We start from the raw sequence: 16,804 nt of genomic DNA, 5'->3' as shown, positions 1-16,804 counted from the left end.
CAACTTCGATTAATTGCTACAACGATCCACAAAGTTTCCACATTTGTAGCATATTGCCCACACACTTTTGAATGATATTCAGATTATGCTTATGGTCAATTGAATGACATAAGAGGTTCGCTATGAAGCATTTATCTGCACTTTCTGTTTTAGCTATTTCGTTGTTAGTCACAGCGCCCGCTTGCTTTGCTCGCGACCATCAAGGCGGTCCACCCCAGCGACCTGACTTTACGACGATTGATATTGATGGCAATGGGGTGATTGATTTTACTGAGTTTAGTGAGCAGCCTATGCCAGAAGATATGCTGCAAACCATTTTTAATGACATGGATGCTGATCAAAATGGTGAAGTAACTGAAGACGAGTTCAACAACCATAAACCACCAAAACGTAAGGAAAATCAACGATGATCAACAGTGTCTCATCGGATGCGAATTTTCAGCCCATGCAACGACCGCAAGCAGAGCCGTTAACCAGTGAACAAACAGAGTTGATGAATGATACCTTAGCTCAGTTTGATCCTGAAAACTTAACTGCAGAAGATGCACAATCTATTATGCAAACATTTATGGATGCGGGTATTCAACCGGGTCAAGAAATGGAAGCAATTATGGCTGAAGCTGGCTTTGATGCCGCTGAAGTCGGTGAATTAGGTCGCCCTGAAGGTGAGCGTCCTCCTGGTCCGCCACCACCTCCGCCTAGTGGTAACTCACTTGAGCAGGTTGATACTGAAGAAGTTGTCAGTTATTTAGATGAGTTGTTAGCGCAATATTCTGATCAACTGGGAGAAGAAGATAAAGAAGCGATTCTAGCCTCTGTGCAAGAAAAGTTTGGTTTATCTGAAGGTGATTCGCTGTTATCGGTCACAGCGTAAATCACAAAGCGGTCATGATGACCGCTTTTTTATGCTCTGCTAATTACAGTGCTGCAGCAAAAGTCTTTATTTCGTTTTGTGCTGCTTCTAAGCTTTGCTCTGCACCCGGCATCGCAAGACCTTCGGCATAAATAAAATCAACGTCAGTCATACCCACAAAACCAAGTACATCTTTTAAGTATTTAGTTTGTGTATCCATGTCAGTGCCTTGATACAAACCACCACGTGCTGCAAGTACCACCACTTTCTTGTCTGCAATTAAACCTACAGGGCCTTGCTCAGTGTATTTAAACGTAATACCAGCACGGGCAATACGATCAATCCAAGCTTTGAATGTTGATGGAATTCCAAAGTTGTACATTGGCATACCAATAACAATCAGTTCGTTATCGTTAAGTTCAGCAATTAAATCGTCAGAAATTGCAGCAAGTGCTTTTTGCTCATCGCTACGCTCGTTTGCATCAGTCATCCAAGCAGCCATTTCTGTCTGCGTTAAGTGAGCAATCGCATTGTCGCTTAAATCGCGCGTTGTTACTGAAATTTGTTGGTTGTTAGCAAGTTGCTCAACAAATTGTTGGCTAAGTTTGGTTGAATTACCTTGTTCACCATTTAAAGATGAATTTAACACAAGTACTTTTTTCATCATGTCACCTAAGAAAACTGAAGTAGTGCAGCCATTATAATTATCAAAAAATAAATTAATAATGCTATTAATCGAGTGTTATGTTCGTTTTAAGCGAATGAAAGATGTGCCTAAGTTTTTTTGAGTTAGTCTTTTTTTGTAATTTAATGTTAATATTGTCGGAACAATAAAAAAATGGACTTTACTATGAAGTACTTACTGCTTACATTTTTTGCAGTGCTGAGCTTAATGCCCCGTGCTGCTGAAAACACGCAACTCCCTGTAGAATCATTCGCCTCTTTACGCGCTTTTAGCCAAGTAAAATTTTCGCCTAGTGGTGAACACATATCGTTTATTCGAAATGTGAATGGTGAGTTGGTTTTAATGGTTTATAACCGCAAAACTAAAGAAGCAGATGCTGTTATTCGTTCAGATAATCACACTATCTTCTTCGATTGGTATGAATGGGCAAATGATGAGGTACTGCTTTTAGGTGCACGCTATATTCAACGTCAATTTGGCGGCCCTAAATATACATCTACGCGTTTATATGCGTATAACATTGGTGGTGATGGAAAAGCGAAACTGGCTATAAAGCCTAACTTTAATCGTAATGAACGCCAACCGCAATTTGGTGATCAGGTCATCAGCTTTTTACCCGATCAAAAAGATAAAATTTTAGTTCAAGGTGACTTTGATGTTGCCAATACCCCTGGCGTGTATGAACTTAATTTAAGTACACTTCGTAAGAAAAAAATTCAGCGCTCACGCAGTAAAGTGATTGATTGGACAGCAGACCGCCAAGGTAATGTGCGTATTGCCCTTAAAATGGATGAAGACGAATTCGAATATATTCTTTACGATGAAGATAGAGATAACCGTAAAACGTTATTTAAATATAAAGCATTTACCCCTGATGTAGTGACTGTTTTGGGCTTCGATAAAGACCCTAATATTCTTTATTTCAAAGCTCTTAAAGATGGCTATGATGCGCTTTATAAAATGGACCTAACGACCATGAAAAAAGAGTTAGTGTTCAGCGATGATAACTATGACTTCGACGGTCATATTTTCTACTCACCACTTACAGGTGAAGTAGCAGGCTTTACACACTCTCAATTAGATGAAGGGATCCGTTACTGGAATGAAGATTTAAATAAGCTCTATACAGGTTTACGCGCTGTTTTACCAAAAGATAAATTTGACATAGATATCATTGATACCAGTAAAGATCAGCGCCAATATGTGCTTTATTTAACAAGCGACGATAGTGCTGGAACTTACATGATTGGGAATCGCGATACAAGTGAGCTAACGGTATTTGCAAGCGCATTCCCAGATGTAAATGAAACAGTTTACAGCGGTAAAAAGAAAATCAGTTTTAAAGCCCGTGATGGTTTAACTATTGAAGGGTATTTAACTTTACCTGTGGGTTACAAAGAAGGCGATAAACTACCCACTATTGTGTTCCCGCATGGTGGTCCTATGGCTCGTGATTACGCTGGTTTTGACTATTGGACTGCATTACTTGCTTATAATGGTTATGCAGTACTGCAACCAAACTTCCGTGGTTCTAGTGGCTATGGCCATGAATTTGAGATGGCTGCAGTTCAAGGTTTTGGTAAAGAAATGCAAGATGACTTGCAAGATGCGGCGAATTGGCTTGTTGAGGAAGGTATCGCTAATAAAGATAAAATCTGTATTGGCGGGGCAAGTTATGGTGGTTATGCTGCATTAATGGCGGTGGTTAAACACCCAGAAACATTCAAATGTGCAGCAAGCTTTGCAGGCGTTACTGATCTTGAGCGTATTGTTAGTAAAGCGCGTTATTTCACTAATAAAGAAATTGTGCGTAAGCAATTTGGAACTGATGGCGATAAACTTGAAAAGGTTTCACCAGTTAATTTTGCAAAGCAAATTAATCGTCCGGTGCTATTGGTTCATGGCTCTGATGATAATGTAGTGCCTGTTTATCATAGCCGTGAAATGGATGATGAACTTAAAGACGAAGGTAAAGATGTTACTTACATTGAGCTTGAAGATGGCGATCATTACTTATCGCACCAGCCATACAGAATTAAAACGTTGAAAGCGTTTTTAGAGTTCTTCGATAAGAACTTGAAAAACTAGAATTAGCAAAGAAAAGGCGACCTAGGTCGCCTTTTTTAATACCTGATTCTGCGTCAATTTTATTTATAGGCTAATTCAGCATCAATATTGCGCATTAAGTTGGTAACCCAATTGATATATTGGCGGTGGATTTTTTTGCCATTGTAATCAAGGTTGATCGAATCTTTGTAATCAATAGAGTATTCTTGCTCGTTAAACGTTATATCAACGCGTAATTGGTGTTTACGAATATCAAGTTTACCTAAGATTTGGCCTTCGGCATTTGAACGACACGTCCAGCCTAGTTTCATACATGCTTTTAAAATATTGGTTTTGATACTTTCAAGGTCATGTTGGCCAGACGCCATTTGCGGTACAGGGTTTGCGTCAAAGTTACGAATAGGCACACTGGTGCTACAAGCAGAAAGTGTAAGTAGGGTAAAAAGTGCAAGCGCTGCCTTTTTCATAGTAAGTCCTTTTTGGAAATAAAATCAGCGCGATTATGCGCTTTTTTTACCCGAGGGTCTAGGCATCGGGTAAAAACCATGCACTAATTGCACCAAGTAAGCCTAAGATACTGTAGAAAAAAATTAACTCAGCAGTCGTTAAGTAGGTATTTAGTAAGCCGACGCTACCTAGCAGTAATAATATAACTCCGATCACCGTATTACTAACAGAGACATAGTCAGTGCGCTTGTTTCCTTCAGCCATATCAACAAGGTAGGTTTTACGACCAAGGCGAACCCCTTGATGAGCTACGGTGAGTAAAAAATAACAGAGCGGTAATAGCCAAAACTCATTGAGCGTTTGTGGGCTCAGATAAGCAACTAAATAAACGGCGAAACCGTTGAGGGTGACGAGCATTGCAGCAAATACTAATACTTTGCGACTCGATAAATCACTTAATCGACCCCAAATTGGCGCAGAGACTAAGCTGGCAAGCCCAGAAAGCGCCATAAACGTAGCAAGTAGTGAAAAGTCGAAAGCCTGTTCACTAGCAAGAACGATATAAAACGGGGCGCTCAAAGCAGAACATAGCAACAACGCACGAGTGATAATAAAGTGGGCAAATTGTTTATCTTGGTAAAGCAGTTTTAATTTTGACAAAGCATGCAAAAAGCCGTTTTCAGCGCCCTCGGTTGCGCCCTTGTATTCTTGAATGCGACTATAGCTGAGCGCTGCAAACAGCCACATTAAAGCGGCCAGCATTAAAGCAACATACACCCCATTTTCATAGCCAAGACTTTGTAGATACCATAAACCAAGACCAAAGGTGAGCGTTGCAAATCCGGCAAAACTCGCAGCAAGACCGCTAATACTGCCTCGTTGTTGTTTAGGTATGACCTTGCCTAATACATCTTTTGCAGCAATGGAATTAAAGCCACGAGCAAGGCTAAAGATAATCAAAATAGCGATGATAGCAAAACCTGCTGTTGCACCTTGAAGTGTTAAAGCACAAATAAGCATGCCTACAATACACAAAGCTTGCACTATGGCGCCAATCACCCAAACCCACTTTCTAACAGGCAGCCTACGAATAGCACTGGCGATGGCCAGTTGTGGCAACATTGAGCCTGACTCACGAATAGGCACAAGCCAAGCAATAAAACTACTTGGTACATTAATGCTTTGCAGTAGCCAAGGCAGAGTCACTTTAGGGTTTAGCAGGGCATCTGCAAACTTACTAAATAGTTGGCTCACTAATAAAGTAATAAAATTGCCGGGTACCACTTTACAAGCAGCTTCATCAATCGCTTTACAGGCACGGGCATCTTCGGTATTGCTAAGACGTTGATAGATATCTTCTTTACTGAGCTTTTTCATACTGTTTATTTTTATGAAAAAGGGCCGTTAAGCCCTTAAAAATCTTCCTTAGAGTGGCGCTCTGCTAATTGCTCAGCTTCATCACCCCAAGTTCTATTGACTCTACGACCTCGTTTTACAGCAGGGCGGCGCTCAATTTGTTTTGCCCAGCGCATCACATGGCTGTATGACTCAACATCTAAGAACTCTGCCGCATCATATAAATTGCCAAGTACCAAGCTGCCATACCAAGGCCAAATAGCGATATCGGCAATTGAATATTCGCTACCAGCCATGTAGTCATGGTCGCTTAAATGACGGTTTAATACGTCTAACTGGCGTTTTACTTCCATGGTGAAGCGATCAATTGGGTACTGCATTTTAAATGGTGCATAACTATAAAAGTGACCGAAACCTCCGCCTAAGTAGGGGGCAGAGCCCATTTGCCAAAACAGCCAATTACGACATTCTGTTTTACTGGCGTGATCGCTTGGGATCAGCGCATCAAACTTTTCTGCCAAGTATTGTAAAATTGCACCTGACTCAAACACGCGAGTAACGGGTGTGGTACTGTGATCCATTAAGGCTGGGATTTTTGAATTAGGGTTAACACTTACAAACCCTGAAGAGAACTGGTCACCATCGCCAATTTTAATTAAAAATGCATCGTAGTCGGCTTCATCAATACCAAGCTCTAATAGCTCTTCGAGCATGATAGTGACTTTTTGGCCGTTTGGTGTCGCAAGCGAGTAGAGTTGTAGGTCATGTTTACCAACGGGCAAGTCTTGCTCGTGGGTTGCACCTGAGACCGGACGATTCGTCTTCGCCCATTCACCACCGTTTTCTGCATCCCATTGCCACACTTTAGGTGGCGTATAACTGTCGGTATTACTCATTGAAACTCCTAAATTGTGCTTTAATGAATGTCATTACGAGACTACCATCCTAGTTGATCAGATAGAGCAAGGGAAGTACAGTTATTAATTATGAATAACAAGGAGGATGGCATGAAAAAGCATGGTTTAGCCATTGGCCTTGAGCGAAGTGAAATACTTTGAAGACCCGATCATTGCCACTGAGTGGTTACACGAATAAGGAGTTAAGTGATAAAAAACAGTCAATTAAAGGTAGCAACGTTTAATTTATATAATTATTTAGCGCCACCTGACGCATTTTATGATTTTCAGCGCATTTATAGCGCTGAGCAGTGGGCCAAAAAGCAGCGCTGGTTGGCCGATTACCTTAAAAATCAGCAGCCAGATATTATTGGCTTTCAAGAAGTGTTCAGTATCAATGAACTAAAACAACAAGTTAACGCAGAGGGTTACCCTTATTTTGCAGTGGTTGATGAGCCAACGGTGATTGATGACTTTATTTATCGCGATCCGGTTGTGGCCATTGCCTCACGCTATAAAATTATTGCTGTCAGTCAGGTTGAGGCAGAGCAAGATGATATTTTAGCGATGGGCTTGAGCGATAATTTTAACTTTAGCCGCAGTATTATTCGCGCAACACTTGAAGTACCTCACTTAGGACATGTCGATTGCTATGTAGTGCACTTTAAATCTAAGCGCAGCATGCTCCATCACCAAGATGATGAAAGCCACAGCGAACAGCAAAACTTAGTTATGCAGTTAAAATCGCAAGCCCTTGGGCGCTGGGCATCAAGTATGCAGCGTGGCAGTGAAGCAGCGCTGTTACTCGTTGAAATTATTAAGCGCAGAGCGCACACCAATAACCCTGTGATTGTGATGGGGGACTTTAATAATGAGTTACACGATGGTGTGCTTAATCATTTAATCGCTGACCACCTTCGTTTTAGCGGTCATAGCCAAAATAGCCCATCTCGTTCAGAGTTTAAACTACAAGATAGTTGGCAACTCTATCAGCGCCATGTTGTCACCGAGAACGACAGAGAAGCGACCCACTATTTTGGCAGTAGCAGCTCAGTATTTGATTATATTTTGTTATCCCGTGAGTTTGATGCCGGGTTTCAGAGCAGCTTTTTCGAGGTAGTTGATTATCACACTTATGATCAGCACTTAATCAACCCCCAGTTTGCCTATGATGATCAAAGTACCGACCATGGCGTTGTGATGGTGACAATGAAGTTAAGAGACTAGAAGCTTATAGCTTTCAGCTTTCAGCTTTCAGCTTTCAGTTTAAAGCTTAGGGCTCTTTTGTTTATCACGTTTTGCCATAATATAACCGATAAATGCGCCGCTGATTGCGCCGAATAAATGGCTTTCGAATGAAATATGAACGCGCTGCGGAAAAACACCCCAAATCAGGCCGCTGTATAACACAACAACCGCAATACTGATTAAAATGGCTTTGAATGAGCGGTGCATAATGCCGTAGCTAATTAAATAGCCCCATAAACCGTAGATAACACCACTTAGTCCTACATGAATATTGCTGCGGCCAAATAGCCATACTAGTAATCCACCAATGAGCGCAGTACCGGCAAACACCAGCCAAAAGCGTTTAACGCTAAATTGGCAAACTAGCCAGCCGAGAATAGCAAATGGCACTAGGTTACTAAAAAGGTGTGCCCAGCCACCATGTAAAAATGGCGCAAAAAATACCCCTGATAAACCAGACATCTGCCTTGGTAATATACCTAAACCGTTTAAATTTATGCCGGGTAGGGAATTAACTATTTGCAGTACCAAGCACACCAGCATAATGCCGAAAATTGCGAATCGCTTACTACTGATAGGAGGAATTTTGACAGTTTTTTTTTCAGTCATGATGGGCAGCTCTTAAATCAATGTGACCGAATGAGTATAACTTATTAAAAGTGAAGGTAAACACCTTGATATGCAAGGTGTTTACTAAAGGTCTAGGGCATGTTGACCTAGTCTAACCTAATTTGGTCAGTAGTTTTTTAGCAGTCAGCTCTGAGCTTGCAGGGTTTTGCCCAGTGATTAGTAGGCCATCTTCAATTGCAAGCTCGCCCCAATCATCAGTTTTTTGATACTGACCACCTTGTTTGATTAACTCATCTTCAACAAGTAATGGCACAACATTGGTAAGCTGTACGGCATCTTCTTCTGAATTACTAAAGCCTGTTACTTTTTTATCAAATACCACAGATTTACCAGCGGCATTTTTCGCATTCAGTAATACGGCACTGGCGTGACATACTGCACCGACTGGCTTATCTGAGTTAAGAAATTGCTCAATTAAGCTAATCGAATCTTGGTTATCAACTAAGTCCCATAACGGACCATGGCCACCTGGGTAAAATACCGCATCAAAATCATCGGCTTTAACTTCAGCAAGAGGTTTAGTATTAGCCATTAAAGTTTTTGCTGCGCTGTCTTGCTCAAAACGTTTTGTGGCATCGGTTGCCGCATCAGGGGCTGCACTGTTTGGATCAACCGGAGGTTGGCCACCTTTAACAGAGGCTAAAGTTACCTCTACACCAGCATCAATAAAGGCGTAGTAGGGTGCTGCAAATTCTTCGACCCAAAAACCCGTTTTATGGCCTGTATCGCCAAGCTGATCGTGTGAAGTAAGTACCATTAAAATTTTCTTAGCTGACATAGTGAATCCCTTTTTGTGAATTAAACATCGTTGATAACACTATAGGGGTGAGAATTGAATTAAACAACGCAGATAAATTTGACTTCATTGGTTTAATAATTGATACAATGATTCAGGTTAGATTAGGAGTTTGTATGAAAGTATCGTTTGAGCAGCTAAAAAGTATGGTGGTGTTTGCCCACATTGTGCAGCAGGGCAGCTTAACTAAAGCGGCTCAACAACTTGGTTTATCAAGGGCTGTTGTTAGTTATCATTTAAAGAAATTAGAACAGCAATTAAAGCTGACGTTACTTAATCGCTCAACGCGCACCATGACCCTTACCGAAGCGGGTATGGCTTATTATGAACGTTGTCAGGCTATCACCGAGCAGGCTGAGGCTGCTAACCTACACCTTGAGAACTTAAAGAGTGAACCGGTTGGGGTTATTAAATTGAGTTGTCCGGTGAATGTTGGTTTGCAACTTGTGGTACCGGCACTGGCTCAGTTTAAGCGTTTGTATCCTAAAATTGATATTGATTTACAGCTTAGCGATGATGTGGTTGATATCATCAAAGAGGGCTTTGACTTAGCGATTAGAGGGGTGGCCCTTGAAAGCTCAAACTTACAAGCCACTAAACTTGCAAGTATGGCGACTTGCTTATGTGGCTCAGTCGATTACTTTACAAAATACCCTATACCAAAGAGCATTGCTGATTTAGCAGAGCATACATGGGTGGTGTATCAACCAAGTAGTGCTGTTGTCACGCTCGAAAAAGAGAAACGCCGCTTTGAGGTGGCAGTTAGTGGTGGCATAAGTACCAATAACGCTGCTGCACGAACTGCCTTTGTAGAAGCTGGGCATGGCTTAGCGAAAATCCCAGTTTATGATGCATTGCCAAGGATCAAAGCAGGATTGTTACGCACAATCTTAGATGATTACAAAACTGCTGATATTGAACTTTATGGCGTATTCCCGCCAGGGGCGGCGGGAAGTAAAAAGCTGCGGGTTTTACTCGATTACTTGAAGGATTATTTTACTAATCAAGTAGCCACTATGACGATTTAAACAAGTGTGCGATTAAATAAAGCGACTGCTTGTTGATACATGCTGATGGCAAGGGCTGGATCGTATCGGTCGCCTTCGTCGCGCATAAACGCATGTTGGGCGTTCACTTCTTGCCACTGGTAATTAATGCCTGTTGCCACCGCTTGTTGGTAAATTTTAATGCGGCCTTCTTTTGGTACATGAGGGTCTTGTTTACCCCAAACAAAATGAATTTCACCTTTAATATCTGCCATGCGCTCAAATGAGTTATTACCTGCTTGTGCTGGTAAAGTATCGCTGTGTATATCTGTCGCGTATAAACAAAAAGCGGCTTTGATACTTGGGTTTAATGCAGCACGGTATGCAAGGTGACCACCAATACATACGCCCATCGCACCGACATTTCCTGTGCAGTAATCTTGCTGACGTGCAAATGCAATTAAGGCGTCAGTATCTGAGTCATGGCTCTCAAGCGGTTTTGCCCATTTGTCGGCATTGCCTTTGTCTTTACCTGCATCATCATAGGCAAGTACTGTCCCAATAGGATTTAACTCATGAAAAACTTCTGGCACTAACACGACAAAGCCATGACCAGCAAGTATTGCCGCAGAGCGTGCAATTGGTGCTGTTTCTTGGAAAATCTCAGAGTAGAAGATAATACACGGGTATTTACCTTCTTCTACAGGGCGATAAATACTGGTGCGCATTTCACCTGTGTTGGTCGCTATGTCGTGGCTATGGTGCTGAATAATCATGTTTATCCTTGTAAAAAACGGTTTAGCTAATAATACCTCAGCCCCACCTTTTGGACGAGTAAAAGCCCTTGAAATTTATTGATGCTCAGTTAACTCTCTGAGGCAGGATACTGCATACAGCTTGCGTAATAGGTAAGAGTAGCAGGCCAGTCAGAGAAAATAGCCATCACACCCACTTGCTTAGCAAGGACGTCTACCACTTTCATCATTTGCCCATCTTGTTTAATTACACGGGCAATCGACTGGTAATAATAACCACCGCCATTATTTAATGGACCAGAGCGCTCTAAACTCCAAGTAATGATGTTCAGTCCGGCTTGTTTAGCTTTAATAGCATAAAGCGATGGCACGATTGCACCTGACTCATCAAGGCTTAAAAGCATCCACATTGGCGGTGCGATAATGCGTACTCCATCGTTATATAGAGCCTGCATTGATGGCTGCCAAGTTGTTTCATCCATAGCATCAAAGTCTGCTTGCTCATCTCGGCCATCAAGATAAATACTGTTGCTTGCAAATTCAGGGTGATTATTTAGCCAATACTTCACATCTTCAAGATTAAATGATTGCGGATACACATCATCGCTATCCACACCTAAAGCTCGATACTCATCAAGCATTTTTTGCGCATAATCTTGCTGACTAAAACCGTTAAATGGCATGCTGACTTCTGGACTTTTTAGCTCGGGTGTCATTTTTACACCTAGAGATTTGAATAACTCAATGCTTTGCTGGTGGGTCATTAGGGTGCCGCTGTTTGCGTATAAGTCAGTGCGCCAGCTTGGTGTGCCTTGCATATATTCTGCGACGGTTTTGGCGTTTGGGTTGGCGCCATCCATTTTAGCTTTTAAGGTTAAAAACTCAGCTTGGGTGATATCGCTGGTGCAGCATTTAGCCTGAGCTGGTTGGCCGCCTTTGGCCGGGGTAAAAGGTTGGCTGCATTTTGCAGCCAACTCAGGAATCGCTAAAATGTTGGTAGTGGTGTGTAAATCACACTGTGAATGGCGACACACGAGTTGTTTGTCTTTAGTAAAGGCGACGTCACATTCAAGTACGCCAGCGCCCATTCTTGCAGCGGCTAAATATGACTCTTTGCTGTGCTCAGGAAACTGCATGGGGGCACCGCGATGACCAATTACAAAATCAGTTTTATAGAAAGGGCCATTAGCGCATGTCGCAAGTTGCTGCTTTAAAGGTCCATCAGTCATCTTGTCGATTAAATAGTAAGGCCTAGCACCCACTTGCACTGCCTGCTCCTCAGGCAGATTCTTACAACCTTGAATAATGAAAACTAAACAACATAAAACCAGTGCGCGCATAACAGCATTCCTCTAATCTAATAGAGTTTAGCCTATCATTGCTCCATGGCAGTTTTATTAAGTTTCTGATTTATAATAAGTGCTAATAAGATAATCGCTGCACCGATGGCAAGCTTGATGATATCGGCATCACGATTCCATATCACAATGTTAACGATGATCCCTGCTGGGATCAGTAGATTATTCATGACAGCCAAGGCACCTACATTGACGATGGTCGCACCTTTATTCCAAGCGAAATACCCAAGCCCTGAAGCAATCGTGCCTAAGTAAATTAACACGCCCCACTGTGTAGTAGTGGTGGGTAGCTTACTGGTATCACCAAATAAACCGTAACAAATCAGCGCGACAATTAAAGCGCCAATAAAGAACCAAGCAAACACCCGAGAGTGGGGGAGCTGCTCATCTTGCATTAAACGTTTGTAGGTTACTTGCCCAGTGGCAAAGCAAATATTGGCTGCCTGCACCATTAACATACCAATAAGGTAGTTCTCATCGACGCCTTCATAGCGAATAGCAACGGCGCCTAAAATAGCCAGTAATGCGGCGAATAAAAACTTGGCATTAAAACGTTTTTCAAGCAAATCGTTTAACAAAGTGATGTAAAGTGGCGTCATTACCGTGAATAGCAGTACCTCGGGCACGCTAAGGTACAAAAACGAATGGTAATAGAAGCTGTACATCACACCAAGTTGTACTGCGCCAATTGCCATGAGCTTTAGGGCTAAGGCTTTAGGAGTTTTACGCCAGTGTAAAAAGGGCAAAAATACGCAAGTTGCCAAGCCAATACGCATTAATACACTAAACCATGCATCCACTTGGCCTGCTAAATAGACACCAATAAGACTAAACGAAAAGGCCCAAAGCAGGGTTACAGCAAATAAGTAGGTCATGTTATTCGAGTTATGTGCAAAAAGGGCAGTGTATATGAGATGGCTGAAAATTAAAATTGCCCATGACGGATAATACGCGGTCATGGGCAATGGGGGGTTAGGGTTGGCTGGCAACAAAGGCTTTGGCTTGTTGCTTTAAAAGCTCAAGTGCGTTGCTATCGTAAAACGTGCTGTGCGAGACAACACCCTTTAGCGTTTGTGTATTACGAATATCAATAAGCGGGTTTTTTGAAAGCAAAATGAGATCCGCTACTTTGCCTTCACTAAGGGCACCGTATTGCTGTTGTTTATTTAAAAATTTAGGCCCCGCAAGTGTCGCAGCTTGCAGCGTTTGCAGTGGTGTTAGGCCATATTCAGTAAAAATACTCAGTTCTTGGTGTAAAGAAAGCCCCGGATAAATATACGAATTTAAAAAGCCTGCATCTGTGCCTGCAATAATGCTCACACCTGCTTGTTGGGCGATAGGGAGTAACTGTGCGGTTTTAATAAAACGCTCTTTGCGCTGTTTAATTTGTGCAGGGGTGTCTTTGTTAGCTCTATCAACTCGCCATTGATAAGTCGCTTTTAAACCCTTACCTAAATAATCTAAATAGGCATCGTCCTGATGATTATCTTCATCAATGTAAGCCGTTATTTTGCCACCAATCAAGGTTGGCACCACGGCGGTGTCGTTGTTAGCAAGAACCGTAAACTTCTCAATGGCTGTTGGTTCATCAAACTGCGCGGTGATAATGGGCAGTGCAGTGCGATAACTCAGCTCTTTTGAGGCAACCTTTGCAGAAATATCCGCTTCGTTTTTAGCCGCAGCTTTAAGCATATAGGTCATATGCTCAATAGCATCAAGCCCCGCCTTGGAGACATCAGTCACAGACAATGAAAATGGAATATGACCTGAAATTTGGTAACCCCGTTTTTTAACCTCTTTTACTGCCTTTAGATAAAGCTCAGGCGTTAGAGCGCTGTCGGTAATTTTGATAAAATCAACGTCCATGCTGTCTAACAGATCCATTGCAGCATGCATTTCTTCAGTCGTTTCTACTTCTAAATCACCAGGCCAAATAGACCCTTTACCTTCTAATTTCGGGCCTGAGGTGAAAATAGTTGGCCCCACTAACTGACCTTGTTTTACTTGTTCTCGCCAGCTAAGTACAGATTCACTTAAATCAGCCGCAGCATCACGAACAGTCGTTACGCCGTAAGCTAAATACAGTGGCAAGAGCTGTTTATTCTCTTCAATAAGCTCATCACCACCGCCAAAATGAACATGCATATCCCATAGACCAGGCATGACATACTGACCTTTGGCATCAATCAATGTTGAGCTTTGATAGTGGCTACTTAAAGGTTTATCGCTACGTTTAATGATAATTCCATCGCGAATGGCAAGAGATTGCTGTGTTGCGATAGCCCCAGTTTGCATATCAATAATTTGGGCGTTTTCTATCACGATATCGGCACGCTCATCTGGGGTTGATGAACATGCAGCTAATGCTGAGCAAAGTCCTAAAAGTAAAGCGTTTTTCATGTGTGAGCTCGTGTTTTTCTTTGAGATTAGCAAAAACGAGTTAACTGACAACGACTTTGAGGTGAATAGGAATAAAAGCGGGGTGAAAATTTAATTGATACTTAAAAAGTATGAGGGTTGCCCCTCATACTCTAAACAACAGTGTGATTATTCAACTAAACCACGACGCTTTAATAGTGCGTCTGTTGTTGGTTTTTGACCACGGAACTCAATGTAGCTTTGCATTAAGTCGCGGCTGTTACCTTTTGATAAAATCTCTTTACGGAAATTATCACCGTTTTCACGTGTTAAGCCACCTTCTTCGGTCATGTGTGCAAACGCATCTGCTGCGAATACTTCAGTCCAAAGGTAAGCGTAATAACCGGCTGAGTAACCACCGGCAAAGGTGTGGCTGAAGTAGCAAGACTTATAGCGTGGTGGTACTGGGTAGTAAGCAATACCGTGCTTGTCTAATGCATCATGTTCAAACTTTTGAACGTCTGTAATGTCAGCATCAACACCAAATGAGTGCCATTCCATATCAAGCAGTGCCGCAGCTAAATACTCAGTTGTATCAAAGCCTTGGTTGAATTTTTGTGACTCAAGTACTTTATTTAAAAGCGCTTTTGGAATTGGTTCACCTGTTTTGTAGTGCTTGGCATAGTTTGCCAGTACTGTTGGTTCAATATTCCAGTCTTCGTGTGCTTGTGAAGGGAACTCAACAAAGTCACGAGCAGTGGCTGTACCCGCTAAGCTTGGGTATTTAACATCAGAGAATAAACCGTGTGCAGCGTGACCAAACTCATGGAACATAGTCGTTACTTCAGAGAAAGTCATGAGTGTAGGTTGGCCTTCAGCTGGCTTAGGAATGTTCTGTGCGTTGTAGATCACAGGCATAGTGTCTTTAAGACCGCTTTGGCTAACATAAGCACTCATCCAGGCACCACCACGTTTACCTTCACGTGCGTAAGGGTCCATGTAGAATAGGCCGATAGCGCTACCGTCTTCGTTAAATACTTCAAACACCATGACGTCTTCGTGATAAACCGGTAGGTCTTTACGCTCTTTAAAGGTAATACCGTAAAGTTTATTCATCGCAAAGAATAGACCGTCGTGGATCACTGACTGCATTTCAAAGTAAGGCTTAACTAAAGCTGGGTCTAAGTCGTACTTCTCTTGGCGAACTTTTTCAGCGTAAAACGCCCAGTCCCAAGGTTGAAGTGCAAACGTTTCACCTGACTTTTTGATTACTTGCTGGATTTGCTCTGCTTCTGCTTCTGCTTTAGCAACCGCTTTCGGTGCTAAGTCATCAAGGATGCCGTAAACATTTTCAGTTGTTTGCGCCATACGGTTAGTCATTACATACGAAGCCCAGTCTTTATAACCAAGTAATGCTGCTTTTTCTGCACGTAGCTTAGTTTCTTTAATGATGATAGGGCTGTTTGTTGCTTGTGCACGCGTTGAAGACGTTGTCCAAATCTTTTCACGAAGCTTGCGGTTTTCAAGGCTTTGTAAGATAGGTTGGCGAGTCGTGTTCACCAGTGTGATCATGTAACCTTCTTTACCTGCTTTTTTGGCAGCAGCTGCAAGGCTTGCAATTTCACCTTCAGATAAACCCGCTAGCTCGCTTTTATCTTTAACTAAAATCACATCTTCTTTGAATGACTTTAAGATGTTTTGTGAAAACTCAGTTGAAAGCTTGGCAAGCTCTGCGTTGATTTCACGCATTTTTGCTTTTTCAGCTTCAGTTAGTTTTGCACCCGCGTTAACGAACTTTTTGTAGTAGTAATCAACAAGACGTTGATCTTCAGCATTTAAAGACGCTTTGTTGTCGTAAATGCTTTGTACGCGAGCAAATAAAGCTTTGTTTAAGTAAATGTCATCAGTGTGAGCTGACATAATCGGCGCCATTTTCGCGGCGATACGTTGGTACTCACTGTCAGAGATTAAACCCGATAGATTAAAAAATGCCGCAGATGTACGGTCTAATAGCTCACCAGAGTACTCCATAGCAACAAGGGTATTTTCAAATGTTGCTGGTTCTGGGTTGTTTGCAATCTTTGCAATTTCAGCTTTTTGCTGTGCGATGCCTGCTTCAAACGCTGGCTCGTAATCTTTGGTCGAAATTTTATCAAACTCAGGGGCCATGTATTGTAAAGGGCTTGGCTTGAAAAGAACGTTTTCAACATTAGCTGTTTGTGTTTCAGCGGCAGTTTCAACTTGAGTTTGAGTGTCGGCTTGTTGTGAACTACAAGCAGATAATAAAAGCACACTAGCAATCGTAGTTGCTACTAAGGTCTTACGCATGAGAGCTCCAAAAATGTGGATAAATCTTTTCTAACTTATCA

General features: G+C 42.1%; 16 protein-coding genes. 5 read left to right on the top strand and 11 right to left on the bottom strand.

The window, feature by feature from the left end; all coding sequences use genetic code 11:
• Positions 1–122: 122 nt before the first annotated feature.
• Both IRQ78_RS07425 and IRQ78_RS07420 read left to right on the top strand, forming a co-directional pair.
• A complete protein-coding gene (locus IRQ78_RS07425; protein ID WP_194441715.1) occupies positions 123–410 on the top strand; it encodes an EF-hand domain-containing protein in 288 nt (95 codons plus the stop codon).
• Positions 407–874, top strand: coding sequence for a hypothetical protein (locus IRQ78_RS07420; RefSeq protein ID WP_194441714.1), 468 nt, complete (start codon positions 407–409; stop codon positions 872–874). Before IRQ78_RS07425 ends, IRQ78_RS07420 begins: the two co-directional genes overlap by 4 nt.
• 43 nt (positions 875–917) lie before the next feature.
• Here the strand turns inward: IRQ78_RS07420 and IRQ78_RS07415 are convergent, their stop codons facing one another.
• Positions 918–1,517: an FMN-dependent NADH-azoreductase gene (locus tag IRQ78_RS07415; RefSeq protein WP_138601395.1), complete on the bottom strand. Its 600-nt coding sequence runs from the start codon at positions 1,515–1,517 to the stop codon at positions 918–920.
• Between the two features lie 186 nt (positions 1,518–1,703).
• On the opposite strand from IRQ78_RS07415, the gene IRQ78_RS07410 reads away from it, so the two are divergent.
• Positions 1,704–3,626, top strand: coding sequence for an alpha/beta hydrolase family protein (locus IRQ78_RS07410; protein ID WP_194441713.1), 1,923 nt, complete (start codon positions 1,704–1,706; stop codon positions 3,624–3,626).
• A gap of 59 nt (positions 3,627–3,685) precedes the next feature.
• On the opposite strand, the gene IRQ78_RS07405 is transcribed toward IRQ78_RS07410, so the two are convergent.
• From IRQ78_RS07405 to yghU, 3 genes are read right to left on the bottom strand one after another with little or no spacing between them, the layout of a single operon-like run.
• On the bottom strand, positions 3,686–4,072 hold the full coding sequence (locus IRQ78_RS07405) for a hypothetical protein (protein ID WP_054551808.1): 387 nt from the start codon (positions 4,070–4,072) through the stop codon (positions 3,686–3,688).
• 58 nt (positions 4,073–4,130) lie between these two features.
• Positions 4,131–5,429, bottom strand: a complete 1,299-nt coding sequence (locus tag IRQ78_RS07400; RefSeq protein ID WP_054551807.1) for an MFS transporter — start codon at positions 5,427–5,429, stop codon at positions 4,131–4,133.
• A gap of 35 nt (positions 5,430–5,464) precedes the next feature.
• Positions 5,465–6,304, bottom strand: coding sequence for a glutathione-dependent disulfide-bond oxidoreductase (yghU, locus tag IRQ78_RS07395; protein ID WP_054551806.1), 840 nt, complete (start codon positions 6,302–6,304; stop codon positions 5,465–5,467).
• Between the two features lie 207 nt (positions 6,305–6,511).
• Here yghU and IRQ78_RS07390 point away from each other — a divergent pair, with 207 nt between their 5' ends.
• Positions 6,512–7,531 (top strand): endonuclease/exonuclease/phosphatase family protein, encoded by a 1,020-nt coding sequence (locus tag IRQ78_RS07390; RefSeq protein WP_194441712.1) that lies wholly within the window; start codon positions 6,512–6,514, stop codon positions 7,529–7,531.
• A gap of 39 nt (positions 7,532–7,570) precedes the next feature.
• Here IRQ78_RS07390 and IRQ78_RS07385 read toward each other — a convergent pair whose 3' ends face one another.
• Complete coding sequence (locus IRQ78_RS07385; protein WP_187490558.1) at positions 7,571–8,161, bottom strand: rhomboid family intramembrane serine protease; 591 nt, start codon at positions 8,159–8,161, stop codon at positions 7,571–7,573.
• 112 nt (positions 8,162–8,273) lie between these two features.
• Positions 8,274–8,960 (bottom strand): type 1 glutamine amidotransferase domain-containing protein, encoded by a 687-nt coding sequence (locus tag IRQ78_RS07380; RefSeq protein WP_166339077.1) that lies wholly within the window; start codon positions 8,958–8,960, stop codon positions 8,274–8,276.
• A gap of 134 nt (positions 8,961–9,094) precedes the next feature.
• Here IRQ78_RS07380 and IRQ78_RS07375 point away from each other — a divergent pair, with 134 nt between their 5' ends.
• Entirely contained in the window at positions 9,095–10,006 is a 912-nt protein-coding gene (locus IRQ78_RS07375) for a LysR family transcriptional regulator (protein WP_194441711.1), read from the top strand.
• On the opposite strand, the gene IRQ78_RS07370 is transcribed toward IRQ78_RS07375, so the two are convergent.
• From IRQ78_RS07370 to IRQ78_RS07350, 5 genes are all read right to left on the bottom strand, one after another.
• Entirely contained in the window at positions 10,003–10,740 is a 738-nt protein-coding gene (locus IRQ78_RS07370) for a dienelactone hydrolase family protein (protein WP_194441710.1), read from the bottom strand. The two genes, IRQ78_RS07375 and IRQ78_RS07370, sit on opposite strands and share 4 nt — an antisense overlap.
• Positions 10,741–10,829: 89 nt before the next feature.
• Positions 10,830–12,059: a glycerophosphodiester phosphodiesterase family protein gene (locus IRQ78_RS07365; protein WP_194441709.1), complete on the bottom strand. Its 1,230-nt coding sequence runs from the start codon at positions 12,057–12,059 to the stop codon at positions 10,830–10,832.
• 35 nt (positions 12,060–12,094) lie between these two features.
• A complete protein-coding gene (locus IRQ78_RS07360; protein WP_063700288.1) occupies positions 12,095–12,952 on the bottom strand; it encodes a carboxylate/amino acid/amine transporter in 858 nt (285 codons plus the stop codon).
• A 97-nt stretch (positions 12,953–13,049) separates the two neighbouring features.
• On the bottom strand, positions 13,050–14,477 hold the full coding sequence (locus IRQ78_RS07355) for an amidohydrolase family protein (protein ID WP_138616913.1): 1,428 nt from the start codon (positions 14,475–14,477) through the stop codon (positions 13,050–13,052).
• A 147-nt stretch (positions 14,478–14,624) separates the two neighbouring features.
• Positions 14,625–16,763 (bottom strand): M3 family metallopeptidase, encoded by a 2,139-nt coding sequence (locus IRQ78_RS07350; protein WP_194441708.1) that lies wholly within the window; start codon positions 16,761–16,763, stop codon positions 14,625–14,627.
• Between the last annotated feature and the right edge of the window lie 41 nt (positions 16,764–16,804).

Origin of the sequence: Pseudoalteromonas simplex, from assembly GCF_015278155.1 — a bacterium.
Classification (GTDB): Bacteria; Pseudomonadota; Gammaproteobacteria; order Enterobacterales; family Alteromonadaceae; genus Pseudoalteromonas; species Pseudoalteromonas simplex.
Note: the sequence above shows the minus strand (reverse complement) of the source record. Positions and strands in the feature narration are given on the sequence as shown.

Bases quoted from the DNA above. Each gene is read 5' to 3' on its own strand.
- IRQ78_RS07425 (WP_194441715.1), top strand. From the start codon at position 123: ATGAAGCATTTATCTGCACTTTCTGTTTTAGCTATTTCGTTGTTAGTC.
- IRQ78_RS07420 (WP_194441714.1), top strand. From the start codon at position 407: ATGATCAACAGTGTCTCATCGGATGCGAATTTTCAGCCCATGCAACGA.
- IRQ78_RS07415 (WP_138601395.1), bottom strand. From the start codon at position 1,517: ATGAAAAAAGTACTTGTGTTAAATTCATCTTTAAATGGTGAACAAGGT.
- IRQ78_RS07410 (WP_194441713.1), top strand. From the start codon at position 1,704: ATGAAGTACTTACTGCTTACATTTTTTGCAGTGCTGAGCTTAATGCCC.
- IRQ78_RS07405 (WP_054551808.1), bottom strand. From the start codon at position 4,072: ATGAAAAAGGCAGCGCTTGCACTTTTTACCCTACTTACACTTTCTGCT.
- IRQ78_RS07400 (WP_054551807.1), bottom strand. From the start codon at position 5,429: ATGAAAAAGCTCAGTAAAGAAGATATCTATCAACGTCTTAGCAATACC.
- yghU (WP_054551806.1), bottom strand. From the start codon at position 6,304: ATGAGTAATACCGACAGTTATACGCCACCTAAAGTGTGGCAATGGGAT.
- IRQ78_RS07385 (WP_187490558.1), bottom strand. From the start codon at position 8,161: ATGACTGAAAAAAAAACTGTCAAAATTCCTCCTATCAGTAGTAAGCGA.
- IRQ78_RS07380 (WP_166339077.1), bottom strand. From the start codon at position 8,960: ATGTCAGCTAAGAAAATTTTAATGGTACTTACTTCACACGATCAGCTT.
- IRQ78_RS07375 (WP_194441711.1), top strand. From the start codon at position 9,095: ATGAAAGTATCGTTTGAGCAGCTAAAAAGTATGGTGGTGTTTGCCCAC.
- IRQ78_RS07370 (WP_194441710.1), bottom strand. From the start codon at position 10,740: ATGATTATTCAGCACCATAGCCACGACATAGCGACCAACACAGGTGAA.
- IRQ78_RS07365 (WP_194441709.1), bottom strand. From the start codon at position 12,059: ATGCGCGCACTGGTTTTATGTTGTTTAGTTTTCATTATTCAAGGTTGT.
- IRQ78_RS07360 (WP_063700288.1), bottom strand. From the start codon at position 12,952: ATGACCTACTTATTTGCTGTAACCCTGCTTTGGGCCTTTTCGTTTAGT.
- IRQ78_RS07355 (WP_138616913.1), bottom strand. From the start codon at position 14,477: ATGAAAAACGCTTTACTTTTAGGACTTTGCTCAGCATTAGCTGCATGT.
- IRQ78_RS07350 (WP_194441708.1), bottom strand. From the start codon at position 16,763: ATGCGTAAGACCTTAGTAGCAACTACGATTGCTAGTGTGCTTTTATTA.